Source organism: Embleya sp. NBC_00888 (assembly GCF_045207655.1).
GTDB lineage: Bacteria > Actinomycetota > Actinomycetes > Streptomycetales > Streptomycetaceae > Embleya.
Genome location: NZ_CP108784.1, coordinates 1,313,666 through 1,332,155 on the forward strand (window position 1 = coordinate 1,313,666; position 18,490 = coordinate 1,332,155).

Annotated in this window: 16 protein-coding genes; 4 read left to right on the forward strand and 12 right to left on the reverse strand. The window is 71.4% G+C overall.

Annotation, left to right across the window (positions count from 1 at the left end; translation table 11 throughout):
• Positions 1-141: 141 nt before the first annotated feature.
• The 11 genes from OG948_RS05140 to OG948_RS05190 form a co-directional block, all read right to left on the reverse strand.
• Positions 142-897, reverse strand: coding sequence for a MerR family transcriptional regulator (locus OG948_RS05140; RefSeq protein ID WP_406294183.1), 756 nt, complete (start codon positions 895-897; stop codon positions 142-144).
• Positions 894-1,412: an FHA domain-containing protein gene (locus OG948_RS05145; protein WP_406294185.1), complete on the reverse strand. Its 519-nt coding sequence runs from the start codon at positions 1,410-1,412 to the stop codon at positions 894-896. The genes OG948_RS05140 and OG948_RS05145 overlap by 4 nt, the downstream gene beginning before the upstream one ends.
• Positions 1,413-1,785: 373 nt before the next feature.
• Complete coding sequence (gcvH, locus tag OG948_RS05150; RefSeq protein ID WP_026217856.1) at positions 1,786-2,172, reverse strand: glycine cleavage system protein GcvH; 387 nt, start codon at positions 2,170-2,172, stop codon at positions 1,786-1,788.
• Between the two features lie 73 nt (positions 2,173-2,245).
• Positions 2,246-3,154 carry a DUF881 domain-containing protein gene (locus OG948_RS05155; RefSeq protein ID WP_406300187.1) on the reverse strand — a complete coding sequence of 303 codons (909 nt, stop codon included), beginning with the start codon at positions 3,152-3,154 and terminating at the stop codon, positions 2,246-2,248.
• A gap of 426 nt (positions 3,155-3,580) precedes the next feature.
• Positions 3,581-3,913, reverse strand: coding sequence for a small basic family protein (locus OG948_RS05160; RefSeq protein ID WP_020548716.1), 333 nt, complete (start codon positions 3,911-3,913; stop codon positions 3,581-3,583).
• On the reverse strand, positions 3,910-4,905 hold the full coding sequence (locus tag OG948_RS05165; protein ID WP_406294187.1) for a DUF881 domain-containing protein: 996 nt from the start codon (positions 4,903-4,905) through the stop codon (positions 3,910-3,912). The genes OG948_RS05160 and OG948_RS05165 overlap by 4 nt, the downstream gene beginning before the upstream one ends.
• Before the next feature lie 201 nt (positions 4,906-5,106).
• Complete coding sequence (locus OG948_RS05170; protein ID WP_395872200.1) at positions 5,107-7,602, reverse strand: sugar phosphate nucleotidyltransferase; 2,496 nt, start codon at positions 7,600-7,602, stop codon at positions 5,107-5,109.
• Between the two features lie 112 nt (positions 7,603-7,714).
• Positions 7,715-8,371, reverse strand: a complete 657-nt coding sequence (locus OG948_RS05175; RefSeq protein ID WP_406294189.1) for a CDP-alcohol phosphatidyltransferase family protein — start codon at positions 8,369-8,371, stop codon at positions 7,715-7,717.
• A 62-nt stretch (positions 8,372-8,433) separates the two neighbouring features.
• Positions 8,434-9,870 carry a glycosyltransferase 87 family protein gene (locus OG948_RS05180; protein WP_406294191.1) on the reverse strand — a complete coding sequence of 479 codons (1,437 nt, stop codon included), beginning with the start codon at positions 9,868-9,870 and terminating at the stop codon, positions 8,434-8,436.
• Positions 9,871-10,163: 293 nt separating this feature from the next.
• Positions 10,164-11,525, reverse strand: a complete 1,362-nt coding sequence (locus tag OG948_RS05185) for a glycosyltransferase 87 family protein (protein WP_406294193.1) — start codon at positions 11,523-11,525, stop codon at positions 10,164-10,166.
• Between the two features lie 136 nt (positions 11,526-11,661).
• Entirely contained in the window at positions 11,662-13,683 is a 2,022-nt protein-coding gene (locus OG948_RS05190; protein ID WP_406294195.1) for an acetoacetate--CoA ligase, read from the reverse strand.
• A gap of 166 nt (positions 13,684-13,849) precedes the next feature.
• Here OG948_RS05190 and OG948_RS05195 point away from each other — a divergent pair, with 166 nt between their 5' ends.
• From OG948_RS05195 to OG948_RS05210, 4 genes are all read left to right on the forward strand, one after another.
• The gene (locus tag OG948_RS05195) at positions 13,850-14,773 is read left to right on the forward strand and encodes a diiron oxygenase (protein ID WP_406294197.1); all 924 of its coding nucleotides are present in this window, start codon (positions 13,850-13,852) and stop codon (positions 14,771-14,773) included.
• A 136-nt stretch (positions 14,774-14,909) separates the two neighbouring features.
• Positions 14,910-15,356: a Zn-ribbon domain-containing OB-fold protein gene (locus OG948_RS05200; RefSeq protein ID WP_391582043.1), complete on the forward strand. Its 447-nt coding sequence runs from the start codon at positions 14,910-14,912 to the stop codon at positions 15,354-15,356.
• Complete coding sequence (locus OG948_RS05205; protein WP_406294199.1) at positions 15,353-16,546, forward strand: lipid-transfer protein; 1,194 nt, start codon at positions 15,353-15,355, stop codon at positions 16,544-16,546. Before OG948_RS05200 ends, OG948_RS05205 begins: the two co-directional genes overlap by 4 nt.
• Positions 16,547-16,647: 101 nt before the next feature.
• A complete protein-coding gene (locus tag OG948_RS05210; protein WP_406294200.1) occupies positions 16,648-17,514 on the forward strand; it encodes an amidohydrolase family protein in 867 nt (288 codons plus the stop codon).
• On the opposite strand, the gene OG948_RS05215 is transcribed toward OG948_RS05210, so the two are convergent.
• Entirely contained in the window at positions 17,515-18,483 is a 969-nt protein-coding gene (locus OG948_RS05215; RefSeq protein ID WP_406294202.1) for an LLM class F420-dependent oxidoreductase, read from the reverse strand.
• Positions 18,484-18,490: the final 7 nt, after the last annotated feature.

Sequence of the window (18,490 nt, forward strand, 5' to 3'; positions counted from 1 at the left end):
CCACACTAGCGCGCTCGGCTGTCGGTCACCGATCCCCGGGGGCCGAATAGGTCGGGGATTCGTCGTTTTTTCTTCGTGGCCCGGTATTCACGTCCCGGTCCGCCTCGCGGCCCGATCGGCGCCCGCCGCGGGCGGCGCGGGTCAGCGGCCCAGGCGGGGCGCGAGCGCGGTGGTGACCAGGACGGTGTGCAGGCGCGAGGTGAGCGCGAGCAGGTCGCGTACGGTCTCCTCGGCGCCCGCCTTCGCGCGAGCGCCCCGGCGGTGCAGGAGCGGCGCGACGATCTGTTCCACCAGCGCGGCCTCACGGTCCGCGGCGGCCTTGGTCTGCCGCAGGTGGCGCGGCTCCACGCCGTAGCGGCCCAGCGCGGCCACCAGCCGGGCCACCACCAGCGCGTCGCCGTCGTAGACCACCGCCTGCTCGCCGTCGCCGCCGGCGCCGGGTCGCGGACGGCGCGGCTGGATCAGGCCGAATTCCTCCAGCCGGGCCAAGTCCGTGTCCTGGATGCCGGCCGCGGCGATCAGGCCCGGCCGGTCGAGCAGCACCGTGGTGCCCTCCCGACCGGCCGAGTCCGGATCGCCTTCGGCGTCCTGCGATCGTGGGGATTCGGCCGGGGTCGGGCCGGCCGGTTCGAGCCCGCGATCCATCGCGTCCAGTTGATCCTTGATCACCCGGAGCGGCAGGTAACGGTCGCGCTGCACACGCAGCACGTAGCGCAGTCGTTCGATGTCGGCGGGGCCGAACTTGCGATAGCCCGACGGGCTCCGCTGCGGCTCGATGAGCCCTTCCGCCTCGAGGAACCGGATCTTGGAGATGCTGATGTCCGGGAACTCGGGACGCAGCAGGGTCAACACCCCGCCGATGCTCAAGGAGACCGATCCGGCCGCCGCCGCACTCACCCGATCTGCCCTTGGCGGCTGGGGAAGAAGACCAGTCGGTACTTGCCGATCTGTACCTCGTCGCCCGGCGCCAACGGAACCTCGTCGATCCGCTCGCGGCCCACGTAGGTGCCGTTCAGGCTGCCCACGTCGGCGACCGCGAAGCCGCCGGGGGTGCGGCGGAACTCGGCGTGCTTGCGCGAGACCGTGACGTCGTCGAGGAAGATGTCGCTCTGCGGATGCCGACCGGCCGTGGTGCGGTCCGAGTCGAGCAGGAAGCGACTGCCGGAGTTGGGGCCCCGGCGCACCACGAGCAGCGCGGTTCCCGGCGGCAGCGCGTCCACCGCGGCCTGCGCCTCGGGGGTGAGGATCTCGCGGGGCGCGGGTTCCGCGTCCAGCGCCTCGATGCCGCTGATCGAGATGGTCGAGGTCTGCTCGGACGCGCGTTCGGCGCCCGCGCCCAGCCGAGCGCCGCAGTTGGAGCAGAACCGGCCACCGGGCGGATTGTGATGCCCGCAGGCGCTGCACACCACCACGTCGGCCTCCTGACCCGTGCCGGTCGCACCTCGACCTTCGGTCGAGAGTTGCCCGAAACTTATGCGCGCCGTGTGTTCCTGGTCAACAGCGACATGCCCGGCGGTCGCGTCGGACTCGCCCAGGTGCGGAGCGGGTGCGGGGGGTGAGCCGGCGGACGCCCCGTACGGGGTGCCCGGAGGCATCGTCGGCGGGGCGGCCGGCGGGTTGCCGGACCTCCCCGCATCGGCAGCCGGCGCGTCGCCGGAGCGACGGGAACGACCGAACAATTTCGCGAACAACTTCACGGGCGAACCTCCCCGAGAGAACCTGGCCCGCCCGTGGGGCAGGAGGAGTGGGTCGTGGTGATGGACTGCCTACCGCTTCGCCGGGCCGTCAGGAGCCCAGGCTGTTCTGATAGGCGGCCGCGTCCAAGAGCGCGGCCGGTGCGGCGGGATCGTCGAGGCGTACCTCGAACATCCAACCGTCGCCGTAGGGATCGGAGTTGACCAACTCCGGTGCACCGTCGAGCACGTCGTTGACGGTGGTCACGACGCCGTCGAGCGGCGCGAAGAGGTCGCTGACACTCTTGGTCGATTCCAGTTCGCCGCAGGGCTGTCCGGCCACGACGCGAGTGCCGACCGGCGGCAGCGTGACGTAGACGATGTCACCGAGCGCGTCCTGCGCGAATTCGGTGATGCCGATCCGCACCGTCCCGGAGATCTCTTCCATGACGCGCACCCATTCGTGCTCCGTCGTGTACGCGAGATCTGCGGGATACATGCGGACAGCCTGCCCTTCTTGCCTGATGAGTGTGCACCGACGGCGACCGGCGGACTGATTCTGTCAGGTGTGCTCACCCGTTACCGGCGCCCGGTGCCGAGCGAGCGTAACCAGGCTTGTTCGCAGGCCGCAAGGCGTCGATCAGCACCTCCTGCGAGGGGGTGACGATGGCCCCCGCCTGCTTCTTCTCCAGGGTCTTGACGACACCCCCGGGGATGTTCAACGCGGGCTGGAGATCCTGCGGATTGCCGATCACCTTGAACACGTACGGCGGCAGCACCTTGGTACCGTCGATCACGATGTCGCCGGGCGGCGTGCCGTTGAACCAGGTGCCGGCCACCACACGCACGTCGTTGATCTGGATCACCTCTGCGCCCGCCGCGCGCAGCTCCTGGAGCGTGTCCAGCAGCACGTCACCGCTGACCGTGCGCTGCGGATCGGTGATGGTCAGGGTGATGCCGGGTCCGCTGGCCTTGACGGTGCCCGCGAGGACGCCCAGGGCGTCCGCCTTGGCCGCGTTCTGCTCACGCGCCTCCTGGACCCGGTCGTTGCTGTTCTGGAGCTGTGTGCGGCTGTTCTCCAGACGATGCTTCTCGTCCTCCAACCGCCGGGTGCGCTCGCCGAGTTCGTCCAGTACGCGGACCAGGTCCTCCTGTCGCGCACCACGCAGCGGATCGGACGCGGTGTTCGAGCGAACCTGGATGGCCAGCCCCGCTCCCAGCGCGAACAGCAGTACCGCGCCCACGAGTTGGGCCCGGCTCACGCGCGGCGGCCAGAACGCCTCGAGCAGCCTGCGGCGGCCCGGCTGATCGTCGACCGGCTCGTGCGGGTGCGGCTCGGAAACCGCGTTCGAATCCGTTTCCGGTCCGGGCGTGTCGCGCGCCACCGCGTGCGCTCCCGCGTGCGGTTGCGCGAGGGGGTCGCGCGGCCCGGACGCCTCGCGCTCCCGGGCCTGTTCGGGCGAGGGCGCCGCGGGCACCAGGGGCGGCACGGACGCTCGCGCGGCCCGGGGCTCCGCGGACGCCCGGGGCGTCTGCGGCGCCTGCGCCGCCCGATACGCCTGGGGCACCTGGGGCGTTTCCCGTGTCTCCCGGGCCGATTCGCGGATCGGCGCGGTGATCGGCGGGATCTCCGAGGTCACCTCGGCGGCCTGCTCGCGGATCCGCTCCCGGATGTGCCGGCCCTCGTGATAGAGGTCGACCGGGCGCCGGGTCTCGACCGTGGGCTTGCGGGCGGCCGGCGCCTCCGGCTCCGGCTCGGCCTCGGGTTCCGGCTCGGGCCCGGGAGCGGCCTCGGGCGCGGGCTCCGCGGCCGTGCGCGGGATGCCCAGGTCGCGGGGATCCTCGTCGTGGCGGGCGTGCCGCCCGCGCGTCTCGTCCGTTTCGTCGGCCATGTGTGTGACTCCCCGTCAGGCCCGGAAGACGTGCCGGCGGATGGCCGCCGCGTTGGAGAAGATCCGGATGCCGAGCACGACCACCACGCCGGTGGACAACTGCGCTCCGACACCCAGCTTGTCGCCGAGGAAGACGATCAGCGCGGCGACGACCACGTTCGACAGGAACGAGACCACGAAGACCTTGTCGTCGAAGATGCCGTCGAGCAGTGCGCGCAGACCGCCGAAGACCGCGTCCAGCGCGGCCACCACCGCGATGGGCAGGTACGGCTCCAGCTCGTGCGGGATCACGGGTCGGGCGAGATACCCGACCACGACCCCGAGGACCAGGCCGAGGACCGCGATCACTGTTTACCCTTTCGTTCGGTCTGCTTCTGCGACGGTGTCGACGAGCCGGTCGGCGGCGCCGAACCGCTCGGCGGCGCCGTGCTCCGGCCCGTGGACGTCGCGGGCGGTGTGCCCGGGGTCTGCTTCGCCGGCGGGCTCGCGGGTGTACTCGGCGGTGTGCTCGCGGGCGGCGGACCGCCGGGTACGTCCGCGTAGCGCAACGAGGTGCCCAGCGCGGCGGGCAACTTGAGCTTCTTCTGTGCGCTCAGGTTGACCCGGATCCCGTAGTTCTCCTGAAGCTGGCGCAGATATCGCCCGTCCGCGCCGACCATGAACTCGACCTGCATCGGCTTGGCGTCACCGATCGCCAGGATCGTATACGGCGGCGCGAGCGGCCGGTTGTCGACCAGGATCGAGGCGCCGGCGGCGCGGATCGCGGACAGCGCGGTCAGCCGCTGGTTGTTGATCGAGATGGCCTCGGCCCCGGCCTTCCACAGGCCGTTGACCAGCCGCTGGAGGTCGCGGTCCAGGATCCGGCCGTTCGCCGCCGCCTCGGCCTGGCGCGGGTCGGTCGAGCCGTCGGTGTTGTCCGAGCCCTTGGCGTCGTCCGCGATCACCTTCAAGCCCGGCCCCTCGACCGGGTCGGATCCGGTGAGCAGCGCGAGCAGTTCGACCCGGTCCTTGGCGCCCTTGGGCAGCGAGACCTCCTGGATCGCGTCCACCTCGGCGCGCAACCGCTCGACGGTTGCGGTGAGCGCGTCCACCTCGGCCTCGTCGGTGTGGATGCGATCCACCAGTTGATGCCGCTCGCGCTCGGCCTGCGGGGCGGCCGCGTGCACCTTCATCGCGGCCACCATCAGGATCATCGCGATCAGCGCGACCCCGACCACGGCCAGCACCCGGGCCAGCGGTCCCTTGTTCATCCCGGTGTCGCCGCGCACCGCGCGCCGGGCGGTGGCCTCCGCGTAGCCCGCGTCCAGGCTGTTCGTCATCATGTCCACGAGCAGGGACATCGAGGCATCCGGCCGCCTGTACCGGCTCGTGCCTGGTGTCTCCCGCGATGACATGCGCCCCATCGTTCCATGCCTGGCGGAGTGCTCGATGCAGGGTCCGATACCGGGTCCGGCCGCGGATCGCGACAGGCGATCCACGGCCGGGGAAGACCCTACAAGACGGCTGCCCGCACCGCCGGAGTCGGCGGCCCGGAAGGGGCGTCAGTCGCCCGCGTGCTCCACGACCCGGCTCCACTCGTCCAGGAGTTCGTCCGCGGCGGTGTCGTCCGGGCCCTCGGCCCACACGTGGGTGACCGCCTCGGCCGGGTCCGGCAGCACCAGCGCCCAGCGCCCGTCGGCCTCCACCACGCGCACGCCGTCGGTGGTGTCGATCTCGCGGTCGCCCGCCGCCTCCACGACCCGACGCATCACCATGCCCTTGGCCGCCCACGGCGTGGGCACGTCCCGCCGGCGCACGTGCGCGCGCGGGATCCGCGCGTCGATCTGGCTCAGCGTCAACTGGGTGCGCGCGACCAGCCCGATCAGCCGGACGAACGCGGCCGTACCGTCGAAGACGGTGCTGAACTCGGGGACCACGAAGCCGCCGCGTCCGTCGCCGCCGAAGATCGTGTCGTCGGACATGGCCACGCGGGCCAGGTCGTCCGGCGACGTGGTGGTCCACTGCACCTGGACCCCGTGGTAGGCCGCGACCTGCTCGGCGATCCGGGTCGTGGTCACCGGCAGCGCGATCTTGCCGCCGCCACGCTCGGCCGCGACGCAGTCCAGCAGCACCAGCAGCGCGCGGTGGTCGTCGATGAGCCGGCCGCGCTCGTCCACCAGCGACATGCGCTCGCCGACCGGGTCGAACCGTACGCCGAACGCGGCCTTGGAGGAGGCCACGATCTCGCCCAGCCGCACCAACCCCTCGTGCCGCTCGTCCGCGGTCTCGGTGGGGCGGGCGTCGTCCAGGCCGGAGTTGACGGTGAGCGCGTCGATGCCCAGCCGGCCCAGGATGCTGGGCAGCAGCAGGGCGGCGTTGCCGTGTGCGGCGTCCACCACCACCTTGAGCCCGGACTCGGGCACGCCGGTGATGTCCAGCGCCTTCAACAGGGAACCCGAGTAGCTGTCGAACGGCCGTGCGGGGAAGGTCAGTTCGCCGATCTCGCCGGGGAACGCGCGGCGGTACTCCTGACGGGAGAAGACCCGGTCGAGCTTGCGCTGCGCGGCCTGCGACAGGTCCGCGCCGCGCTCGTCGAAGAACATGATGTCCACCGAGTCCGGCACCCCGGGCGTGGTGCGGATCATGATCCCGCCCGCCGAGCCGCGCGCGGTCTCCTGGCGGGCCACCGGCATCGGCACGTTCTCCAGGTCGCGCACGTTGATCGCGGACGTCTGGAGCGCGGAGATGACCGCTCGCTTGAGGGCACGGGCACCACGCGAGTGATCGCGCGCGGTGGTGACGGTGGCCCCCTTCTTGAGCGTGGTGGCGTACGCGCCAGCCAACCGCACGGCCAGCTCGGGGGTGATCTCGACGTTGAGGATGCCGGAGACCCCGCGCGGGCCGAACAGGTACTTCTGGCCGCGCGACTCCCAGATCACCGACGTGTTGACGACCGCGCCGGCCTCGATCGTCTTGAACGGGTAGATCCGCACGTCCCCCGCGACCAGGGACTCCTCCTCGATCAGGCACTCGTCGCCGATCACCGCGCCCTCTTCGATCCGGGCCGCGCGCATGACGTCGGTGTTCTTGCCGATCACGCAGCCGCGCAGGTTGGTCTGCGGGCCGATGTACACGTTGTCGTGCACGACCGCCTTGTGCAGGAACGCACCGCGCTTGACCACCACGTTGGAGCCGAGCACGGTGTGCTCGCGGATCTCCACGCCGCCCTCGACCTTGGCGTAGTCGCCGATGTACAGCGGACCCTTGAGGATCGCCTCGCGGTCCACCTCGGCGCCCTCGGCGACCCAGACGCCCGGCGAGAGCTCGAAGCCGTCGATGTCCACGTCGACCTTGCCGGTGAGCACGTCGGCCTGGGCCTTGAGGTAGCTCTCGTGCGTGCCCACGTCCTCCCAGTAGCCCTCGGCGACATAGCCGTAGATCGGCTTGCCCTCCTTGAGCAGCTTGGGGAACACGTCCCCCGACCAGTCCACGGACACGCCGGCGGCGACGTAGTCGAAGACCTCGGGTTCCATCACGTAGATCCCGGTGTTCACGGTGTCCGAGAAGACCTGACCCCAGGTCGGCTTCTCCAGGAACCGGTCCACCCGGCCCTCGTCGTCGATGATCGTGATGCCGAACTCGAGCGGGTCGGGCACTCGGGTCAGGCACACGGTGACCATCGCGCCCTTGGCGCGGTGGTACTCGACGAGCGCCGTGAGGTCGAAGTCGGTGAGCGCGTCGCCGGAGATGACCAGGAACGTGTCGTCCTTGAGCGCCTCCTCGGCGTTCTTGACGCTGCCGGCGGTACCGAGCGGGGTCTCCTCGTTCGCGTAGGTGAGGCTCATCCCGAGCTCTTCGCCGTCGCCGAAGTAGTTGCGAACCAGCGACGCGAGGAACTGGACGGTGACTACGGTCTCGGAAAGTCCGTGCCGCTTCAGGAGCCGCAGCACGTGCTCCATGATCGGCCGGTTCACCACCGGCAGAAGCGGCTTGGGCATGCTGGAGGTCATCGGGCGCAGGCGGGTGCCCTCGCCTCCGGCCATGACGACGGCCTTCATCGGTCTCGTCCTCCTATCGCGTCACACCACCCGCACCCACGGCTGAATTGCCGGGGCCGGGTGGCGTGCCTTCAGTACGTGGTGATCGCCGCGGTGTCGGGCGATCCCTGCGCTACCCGGCGGTCGCCGAGCGACCCGCCTTGTCCGCGGCCACGAGGCGTTTGGCCTGGGCTGCGTAGAGGACTCCTGCCCACCAGTACAGAGCGGTACCCCACCAGGCGAACGCCCATCCGAAGATCGCGGCGAGAGTTGCGACACGTCCGGTGCCGTCGCTGAGCAGCAGCAGTGGGAAGGCGTACATGAGGTTGAAGGTGGCGGCCTTGCCCACGAAGCTGACCGAGAGCGCGCCGTAGCGGTGCCTGCGCAGGATCAGCAGCACCACGCCCATGAACAACTCGCGGCCCAGGATGATCGCGGTCAGCCAGATCGGCAGGATCTCGCGCCAGGTCAGGCCGACCAGGGTGGCCAGCACGTAGAGCCGGTCCGCGGCCGGGTCCAGGATCGCGCCGACCTTGCTGACCTGATTCCACCTGCGGGCCAGTTTGCCGTCCAGGTAGTCGCTGATCCCGCTGAGCATGAGCAGCGCGAGCGCCCACACGTCGTGTTTGGGACCGCCGAACTCGGGCGCCAGGATGAGCCACAGGAAGACCGGTACGCCGAGCAGCCGGGCGAAGCTGAGCGCGTTGGGGATGGTCAGGACCCGGTCGCTGGGAGCGTCCACGCCGCCGTCTCGGGGATGCGGCGGCGCCGCGTCCACGTGGGCCTCCACGGGACCTCTGCTTTCTGCCGGTGGGCCTTCTCGTTCCGGGTCCGACTCGTTCGGAGTCCAGCCTAGTGACGCGCTGATCCGCTGCTCACCGGGTCCGGATCGGGGGTGGCGGGCTCGGCGACCGGCTCCGCGACCGTGGGCAGCGGGGTGCGGTCGCGCAGGATGCGCCACACCAGGATCAGGGTCAGCGCGATGCCCGCGAAGAGGTAGCCGTTGCCGAGCACGAACTCGATCGGCGTCCAGTGCCGTTCCCGGTTCGCGTCCCGGGGAGCGAGCCAGATCAGGCCCCACGGCTGGAGGGTCTGCGTGTCGTCCCAGTCGCCGCGCACGTTCAGCCGCAGCGGCCACGCGGCGAAGAACACGAAGAACGTGCCGGTCAGCCACCACCACAGCGGTCGGGCCCGGGTCAGCACGGCGTGCGCGAGCAGGACGAAGGCGGGCACCACCCAGACCCAGTGGTGCGACCACGAGATCGGCGACACGAACAGCGACAGGCCGCCGGTGATCACCACGCCGACCAGTTCGTGCCCGCGCAGCGAGGCCCGCGCGGCGGCCACCAGGCCGAGCGCGCCGACCAGCGCGCAGCACAGGAACCACAGCGCCGAGGCCGCCCCGCCGTCGCCGAGCAGCCGGGTGAACATGCCCTGCACGGATTGGTTGTTGAGCGTGCCCACGCTGAGCTTGTCGTTGACCTTGCCGCTGATCGACACGATGTGCGACCAGTAGTAGACGGACCCGGACGGCGCGGAGACCAGGCCCACCAGGACGGTGCCCACGAACGCGCCGCCGGCCACCGCGGCGGCCCGGAACCTGCGGGTGATCAGCAGGTAGACGATGAAGATGCCGGGGGTGAGCTTGAGGCCGGCCGCGATGCCGACGCCGATGCCCTTGTACCTGCGGCTGTCCGGCAGCCCGAGATCGAGCACGATCAGCGCCAGCAGGAGCAGGTTGATCTGCCCCCACACGAGCGTCCATTGCACCGGCTCCAGCCACAACACCACGGCGAAGGTGGCCGCGCTGACGCCGAGCCGGCCCAGGCCGCGGCGGTAGCCGAGCATGCCCCACGCGGACCAGACCACGGCGAACAGCGAGAGCAGGCTCACCACCGCCATGAACCACTTGAGGCCGGCGAAGCCCAGCGGCAGCAGACCGTAGAACACCAGGCCCGAGATCGGCGGGTAGATGAACGGCAGTTTGTCGGTCCAATTGCCGTAGTTGCGGGTGTAGATCTCGTCGCCGTCGCGGAAGCGGTGCGCGGCGTCGTGGTAGACGCTCAGGTCGAGCATGTGCCACATGTCGCGGCGGCCGAGGTAGGTCCACAACACCCACAGGCCGAGCGAGAGCACCAGCAGGGCGCCGCCGACGAGGGCTGCGCGGCGCGGTCGACGCGGTTCCCGGCCGCGCTCGTGCCCGAACGGGACGCGGGGCGCGAGCGTCAAGAGCTCGCGGCAGGAGGTCACGAGCACCTGGGGGAAGGACATGTCGGTCGGGGACTCCACAACTGCACGGTTCAATGGGCGCCTGGCCGGGTGGCGCCGGGTCAGGATATCCACACGGCCGGTTCGGTCCGGCCCGGCGTCCGGTGCCGGGAACCGGTGAACGTTCCCGGACGCGCTCCGGGCCGGGCCCAGGCCCTGTCCGGCGGGTCCTGGTGGATCGGGCCGCGTCGTCCGGTGCCGTGCGTCGGCGTGCCGGAGAAACGGCCGCACAGTGGTTGCATGCGGCTGTTTCTCCGGCACTCCGAGGCGCGGCACCAGGCGGCGCGGACCCACCAGGACCCGCCGGACAGGGCCTAGGCCCCGGCCGGCGTGGGGGTGGAACTCCCCGGGGACGGTCGGCCCACCGGTTCGGGCGGATCGAGCGTAACGGCTTCCGCCGACCGGCTCGCCCACCTTCCTCGAGACGCCGCGAGGCCGACCGCGATCGTGATCAGCGCGGCGAGCCCGGCGAGAGTGTACGCGTCGGCGAGCACGAGATCCCACCCGGCGAGCCGGAGTTCGCGGCCGTCGCGGTAGGGGACCTGCCAGATCAGCCCGGTGGGCACCGGTACCGGGAGCTCGACCCGACGGCCCGGCACGGCGGCGGTCAGCGCGACCAGTGCGAGCGCGGCCGGCGCGGCCGGGGCCGAGATGCGACCGAGTCGGCGGCGGGCGGTGTCGACCAGGAGCACGCCGCCGGGCACGATCCACACCCAGTGATGGGTCCAGGAGATCGGCGACACCAGCAGCCCGGTCAGCGCGGTCACGCACAACCCGGCCAGGTCCCGGCGCGGGTCGCCCGGTCGGCCCCGGCCGATGATCGCGGCCAGCGCGAGGCCGCCGACGCCGACCGCGCCCGCGAGGGCCGGCCATACCGGGCCGGGCGGGGGCATCTGGTGGGTGAAGCGGATCAGCAGCCCGTGCAACGACTGGTTGCCCGGCATCTGGACCGGACCGACCCGGGTGTCGTCGAAGAACAGACCGCCCCAGTAGCGCAACGATTCGCGCGGCAGGACGGCGAAGGCGAGGAACAGGCTCGTCCCGAGCGCGAGCACCGCGTTGCGGCCCTCGCGGACGCGACCGGTCAGGAACAGGTACGGGATCACGATCGCGGGGGTGAGCTTGAGCCCGGCCGCCAGGCCCACCCCGCAACCACGCAGCCGGGCGCCCGGCGCGCGGGCGAGATCCGCCAGGACCAGGGCCAGCAGCAACAGGTTGATCTGGCCGAAGCGCAGCGTCTCCTGAACGGGTTCGGTCCACAGCAGAATCGCGGCCGTGATCGCCGCGGCGGCGAGGCGGCGGGTGCCGCGCACGCCGACCATGCCCCAGGCGAGGTGCGCGCCGACGGTCAGCAGCGTGAGGTTGCCCGCGATCGAGACCCAGCGCAGCACCCCCCAGGGCAGCCACGCGAGCGGGGTGAACAGCAGCGCGGCGCACGGGGTGTAGGTGAACGGCAGGTGGGCCATCCCGACCGACATCGAGTAGAGCCGGCCCCGGCCGTCCAGGATCGCCCGCCCGCCTGCCTGGTAGACCCGCAGATCGCCGAGCCACCACATGGTCGCCGGTCGGGTCAGCGCGAGCGCGAGGTAGCCGGCCATCGAGGTCACGACCAGGACCGCTGCCACTGCCGGGAGACGTCCGAGGAGGCGCTGGGTGCGACGTGACGTCTCGGGCATGCATGCGATCGTGCCATCGCAAACGCCCGTTTGCTCCGCACTGCTCCGTGCGCGTCACATTCTTGTCTTCTTCGCAGGATTGCGGGCGTCGCCCCGATCGGTCCGACAACGCCCGCTCACCCCTGCTTGTCCCCTACTACTTCTCCCCCTGCTTCGTCTCCTGCCGGTCCTCCTGCGCGCGGGCCCGCGACCGGCCCACCTCGGCGTAGAAGCGGAGCACGTCGAGGTCGTCCACCGAGCCGGGGTTGACCGCGTCCTCCAGTCGGCGGCCCTGGAGCAGCTTCTTCACCGGGATCTCGATCCGCTTGCCGGTGAGCGTGTGCGGCACGCCCGGCGCCGCGATGATCTCGTCCGGCACGTGGCGCGGCGAGACCTCCTCGCGGATCACCGTGCGGATCCGCGCCCTGAGCGCGTCGTCGAGGGTGTGTCCGGGCGCGGTGACCACGAACAGCGGCATCCAGTAGCCGCCGTCGGGCAGTTCCAGCCCCACCACGAGCGACTCGCGCACCTCGGGAAGGCGTTCGACCGCCTCGTAGATGTCGCTGGAGCCCATCCGCACGCCCTGGCGGTTCAGCGTCGAGTCGGAGCGGCCGTGCACCACGATGGTGCCGCGCTCGGTGAGCGTGATCCAGTCGCCGTGCCGCCACACGCCCGGGTAGGTGTCGAAGTAGCTGGCCCGGTAGCGCCGGTCGTCGGGGTCGTTCCAGAAGTACACCGGCATCGAGGGCATCGGCCGGGTGATCACCAGTTCGCCGACCTCGTCCACCACCGGCCGGCCGTCCTCGTCCCACGCCTCGACCGCGCAGCCCAGCGCGCGGCACTGGATCTCGCCGAGGTACACCGGCAGGTCCGGGCTGCCGCCGACGAAGGCGCTGCACACGTCGGTGCCGCCGCTGACCGAGGCCAGCCACGTGTCCGCGCCCACCGCGTCGTAGATCCAGCGGAAGCCGTCCGGCGGCAGCGGCGAGCCGGTGGTGCCGACCGCCCGGACCCGGCTCAGGTCGTGGCTCACGCGCGGGGTCAGCTCGTTCTTGCGGCAGGCCATCACGTACGCGGCGGAGGTGCCGAACCAGGTCGCCTTCGCCCGCTCGACCACGGTCCACTGCGCGTCGGCGCCGGGGTAGCCGGGGCTGCCGTCGTAGAGCACGATCGTGCTGCCCGCGAGCAGGCCGCCGACCAGCATGTTCCACATCATCCAGCCGGTGGAGGTGTACCAGAAGAACCGGTCGGTCGGGCCCAGGTCGAGCTGGAACGCGGCCTGCTTGAGGTGTTCGAGCACGATGCCGCCGTGGCCCTGGACGATCGCCTTGGGCAGGCCGGTGGTGCCGGACGAGTACAGGATCCACAGCGGGTGGTCGAAGCCGACCGACTCGAAGTCGAGGTCGGCGCCGGAGACCTCGCGCCCGATCGCCTCGGCCCACGGCAGCACGTCGGCGGGCGTCGGTTCGTCGAGGAGCGGCACATGCAACACGTGTCGTACCGTCGGCAGGCCCGCGCGCAGATCGGCGACCACGTCGGCGCGGCGGATCTCCTTGCCGCCGTAGCGGTAGCCGTCCACCGCGATCAGCACGACCGGCTCGATCTGCTGGAACCGGTCCAGCACGCTGCGCGCGCCGAAGTCGGGCGCGCAGGCCGACCAGACCGCGCCGATGGCGGCGCACGCGAGCAGCCCGATCACCGCGTGCGGGGTGTTCGGCACGTAGGCCGCGACCCGGTCCCCGGGCCGTACGCCCAGCTCGCGCAGGGTGGCGGCGCAGGAGGCGACCTGGCGGCGCAGTTCGACCCAGGAGATCTCGCGCGGGGTCAGTTCCTCGTCCAGGTAGACGATCGCGGCGCGCTCCGGGTCGCCGTCCTCGGCGTGTCGCAGCACCTGCTGCGCATAGTTGAGGCGCGCGTCGGGGAACCAGCGGGCGCCGGGCATGGTCCGGTCGGCCAGTACCACGTCCCGATCGCCCAGGTCCAGCTCGAACCAGTCGCACAACGAGGCCCAGAAGGCCTCGGGCTCGGTGGTCGACCAGGCCCACAGTTGCGCGTAGTCCTCGGCGCGAACGCCGCGTTCGGCGCCGAGCCATTCGCGATAGCGGGTGACCGCCGCGGTGGCGACCCGCTCGGCCGACGGCTGCCACAACAGCTCGGCCTGCTCGCTCGATTCCGTCATCTCTTTACTGCCCCCTCCGCGCGGTGTGCCCCCCGACCCTGCCATCTCCCGCCCCGGCGCGCATCCCCCGGGCGGGTCGTAAAGGATCTTCGTGCCCACTCTGGACGCGCCGCGCCGAACGCGGGATGTTACCGACGGGAAACAAGTCCGGCAGAGGAGGCCTCGCATGCCCACCACGCACGGCACCGTCACCGTCACCGACCGCGAGCGCGAGCGCGTCGCGGAGCGGCTGCTCGCCGCGTCGCATTCGCACGCGTTCGACCCGATCACCGACGTCGACTGGGACGCGCCGCTGCTCGACGGCGCGTACTTCCTGCCCGCGCACCGGGTCAGCCTGTACGGCACACCGATCTGGGAACGCATGAGCGAACGGCAGCGGATCGACCTGTCCCGGCACGAGGTCGCCTCGATGGCCAGTGTCGGCATCTGGTTCGAGGTCGTGCTGATGCAGTTGCTCATCCGGCACGTCTACGATCGCCCGCTGACCTCGCGGCACGTGCAGTACGCGTTCATGGAGATCGCCGAGGAATGCAGGCACTCGACCATGTTCGGCAGGTTGATCGACAAACTGGAGTGCCCCGAGTACGGACCCGGCGCGTACGCGCACATGGCGGCGCGGGCGATGAAGACGCTCGGCTCGGGCGTGCGGGCCTTCGCGATGGCACTGATCGCCGAGGAGGTCCTGGACACGATGCAGCGCGAGATGATGGCCGACGAGTCGCTCCAGCCGATCACCCGGCAGACCGCGCGCATCCACGTGGTCGAGGAGGCGCGGCACGTGCGCTACGCGCGCGACGAGGTGGCCCGGGGCGCGCCGCACATGTCCCGCGCCGAGCGGGCGATCACCCGCCTCGCGCTGGCTCGGGCCGCGCACATCATCGCCACCCGTCTGGTCCATCCGGGTGTCTACGCGGCGGTGGGCCTGGATCCGGCCGAGGCGTACCGGGTGGCGCGCGCCAATCCGCATCGCCTGGACACCCTGGGCCACTGGTCGCGGCGGCTGATCGCGTTCTACGACGAGCACGGCCTGCTCGGCGGACCGGGGCAACGGCTGTGGCGGGCCTCGGGCCTGATGGGACGTCAGATATAGCGTCGGGCCGGGTGGGCGCGCGTGGGCGGGTGTGACCGTAAATACCCCGGTCGGGTTGGCGCCCGGAACTGACGATCCGTCAGACTGTGGTCCGCACACACATCGCACGACACGGTCAGACGAGTTGGAGGGCCCCGTGACGAAGGACCACAAGCCTGTGGTCCCCGGTTGGTTCACCACGTCCGGGGAGGACTTCTCCCTCCTCGGCACCCGGTGTACCGCCTGTGGGACCGTGTTCTTCCCGCGCCAGGAGACGTTCTGCAGCAACCCGGCGTGCGCCGGCACCGAGTTCGCCGAGGTACCGCTGTCCCGGCGCGGCACGGTGTGGTCCTACACGAACGCCGGCTACCGCCCGCCGGCCCCGTTCGTGTCCGACCCGGACACCGAGTGGCAGCCGTTCACCATCATCGCGGTGCGCCTGGAGGCCGAGGGCCTGATCGTGCTCGGCCAGGGCGCGCCCGGCGTCGGCGTGGACGACCTGAAGGTCGGGGTCGAGGTCGAGATCGTGCCCGGCGTGCTGTACGAGAACGACGAGCACGTCTACACCACGTGGAACGTGCGACCCGTGGAGGTCAAGGCATGAGCACCGACCGCGAGATCGTCGTCCTGGGCGCGGGCATGCACCCGTGGGGCAAATGGGGCCGCAACTTCGTCGAGTACGGCGTCAAGGCCGCCCAGGACGCGCTGAGGGACGCCGGCCTGGCCTGGCAGGACATCCAGTTCGTGGCCGGCGCGGACACCATCCGCAACGGCTACCCGGGCTTCGTCGCGGGCGCCACCTTCGCCCAGGCACTCGGCTGGACCGGTGCGCGGATCTCCAGCTCGTACGCGGCCTGCGCGTCCGGCTCGCACGCGATCGCGAGCGCCCGTGCGCAGATCCTCGCGGGTCTGTGCGACGTCGCGCTCGTGGTCGGCGCGGACGCGGCCCCCAAGGGCTTCTTCGCGCCGGTGGGCGGCGACCGCCCGGACGACCCGGACTGGGTGCGCTTCCACGTGCTCGGCGCGACCAACCCGGCCTACTTCGGGATGTACGCGCGGCGCCGGATCGACCTGTACGGCGCCTCCGTCGAGGACTTCGCCCGGGTCAAGGTCAAGAACGCGCGCAACGGTCTGGCCAACCCGAACGCGCGCTACCGCAAGGCGTTCACGATGGAGGACGTCGCGGCCTCGCCGATCGTGTGCGACCCGCTGCGCCTGATGGACATCTGCGCCACCTCCGACGGCGCGGCGGCGGTCGTGTTGTGCAGCAAGGAGTTCGCCGCGCGGCACACCACCTCCCCGGTGCGGATCTCGGCGGTCTCCACGGTCACCCCGACCTTCCCGAGTGCGCTGATCGAGCTGCCCGACATCGCCACCGACTCCTCGGTGGCGGTGACCCCGAACGAGTTGTCCTTCCGCGCGTCGCTGGCACAGGCCGCCTACCGGGAGGCGGGCATCGGCCCGGAGGACCTGAGCCTGGCCGAGGTCTACGACCTGTCCACCGCGCTGGAGCTGGACTGGATCGAGGACCTGGGCATCTGCGCGCGCGGCGGGGCGGAGAAGCTGCTGCGCGACGGCGCGACCGAGATCACCGGCCGGATCCCGGTGAACGCCTCCGGCGGCCTGGGCTCGTTCGGCGAGGCGGTACCGGCGCAGGCGATCGCCCAGGTCTGCGAGCTCACCTGGCAACTGCGCGGCGACGCGGGCGAGCGCCAGGTGCCCGGCGCGACGGTGGGCATCACCGCCAACCAGGGCCTGTTCGGACACGGCTCGTCGATCATCGTCACCCGGTAGCACCGGCTCGGATTCACCGAAACGGTCCCGGGGTCGGCGCGGTCCTCGGCACCTGCCGACCCGTCGACTCCGGGATCGTTTCCGTCTCAGCGGAGGGTTGTATGGGATTTCCGGACGGCATCGGCGTGGTCGACCTGCTGATGGGCCTGCCGAACCGTGATCGGCGCTGGTGGGCAACCGCGATGGCGGGCACGTTGCGGGATCAGGACAGCCGGACCGGGATGACCCATCCGGCCGGATACATGTTCAAGGACCTGCCGGAGATGGAGCGCACCGACTCCTCGGCCGAGGACCTGCTGCGCGAGATGGACCGGTTCGGCGTGGAGAAGGCGCTGATCCCGGTCTCGTTCGAGGACGAGGACACGTCGGCGGCGGTGCGCCGGCACCCGGACCGGCTGCTCGGCAGCTTCCAGGTGGACCCCACCGACGTGATGGCGGGCGTGCGCGGTCTGCGCCGGGCGCGCGAGGAGGTGGGTGTACTGGCCGCGACCTTCTTCCCGTGCGGCTGCACGCCCCCGGTGCCGATCGACGACCGGCTGGCCTACCCGCTCTACGCGACCTGCGTCGAGCTCGGTCTGCCGGTGTTCGTCAACGCGGGCGTCCCCGGCCCCCGGGTGCCGGCCGCCGCGCAGGAGGTGATGCGCTTCGACCGGGTCTGCTACGACTTCCCCGAGCTCACCGTGGTGATGCGGCACGGCGGCGAGCCGTGGTGCGACCTGGCGGTCAAGCTGATGCTCAAGTGGCCCGGCCTGCACTGGTCCTCGTCGGCCTTCGCGCCCAAGCACTATCCGCGCGCGATCGTCGACTACGCGAACACGCGCGGGTCCGACAAGATCATGTACGCGGGCTACTTCCCGTACGGCCTGACGTTGGACCGGATCTTCGCCGAACTGCCCGGGGTGGGCCTCAAGGACGAGGTGTGGCCGAAGTTCCTGCGCGCCAACGCGCTGCGGGTCCTGGGTCTGTGATCAGTCGGCGGCCAGCGCGAGCGCGGCCTCGATCGGGTCGGCGTCCGGGCGCGGATCGACCACCGCCAGGACCGGGACGGTCACGCCCGCGTCGACGTAGCGGGCGATCTTCGCCCGGCACTCGGCCGGGCCGCCGTGCACGATCAGCTCGTCCAGGACCGCGTCCGGGACCAGCTCCAGGGCCCGCTTGCGGTCCCCCTCGGCCCACGCCGCCCACATCGGCGCCAGTTCCTCGGCGCGGCCCAGCCAACGATGGAACTCGGCGTAGACCGGCACGGTGAGGTAGGAGGTGATCATCCGCCGGCCGATCGCCCGCGCGGTGTCCCGGTCCTCGATCGGGATCACGAAGACGCGCGCCACGATCTCCTTGTCCGGCCCGCCCTCGTGCACGTACGGCACCACCCGCTCGACGTCCTCGGCGGAGAGCCAGTTCAGGATCGCGCCGTCCGCCTCCCGTCCGGCCAGCCGCAACATGCCCGGGCGCAGCGCCGCGACCAGGATCGGCGGCGGGCTCTGCGGCGCTCGGGACAGCCGGAAGCCGCGCACCGCGAAGGTCTCGTACTCCTCGCTCACCTTCTCCCCCGCGAACGCCGCGCGCAGGAACCGCACGGTGTCCCGCACCCGCTGGTACGGCCGGTCGAAGCTCGCGCCGTTCCACGCCTCGACGATCGGCGCGGACCCGGCGCCGATGCCCAACCGAAAGCGCCCCGGGGCCACCTCGGCCAGCGCCGCCGCGGTCATCGCCAGCGTCGCCGGGCCACGCGTGTAGGGCGAGACGATCGCGGTGCCCAGGCGCACGTCCGGATCGGCCAGGGCGGCCACGGTGAGCGGGGTGAAGCCGTCCAGACCATCCACCTCGGCCGACCAGACGTCCGTGTAGCCGGCCGCGCGCAGTTCGCGGATCAGGCGCGGGTGGTCGGCGAGCGGCGCGTTCAGCGGAACGGTGATGCCATATCGGGACTGGCCCATGCGTGCT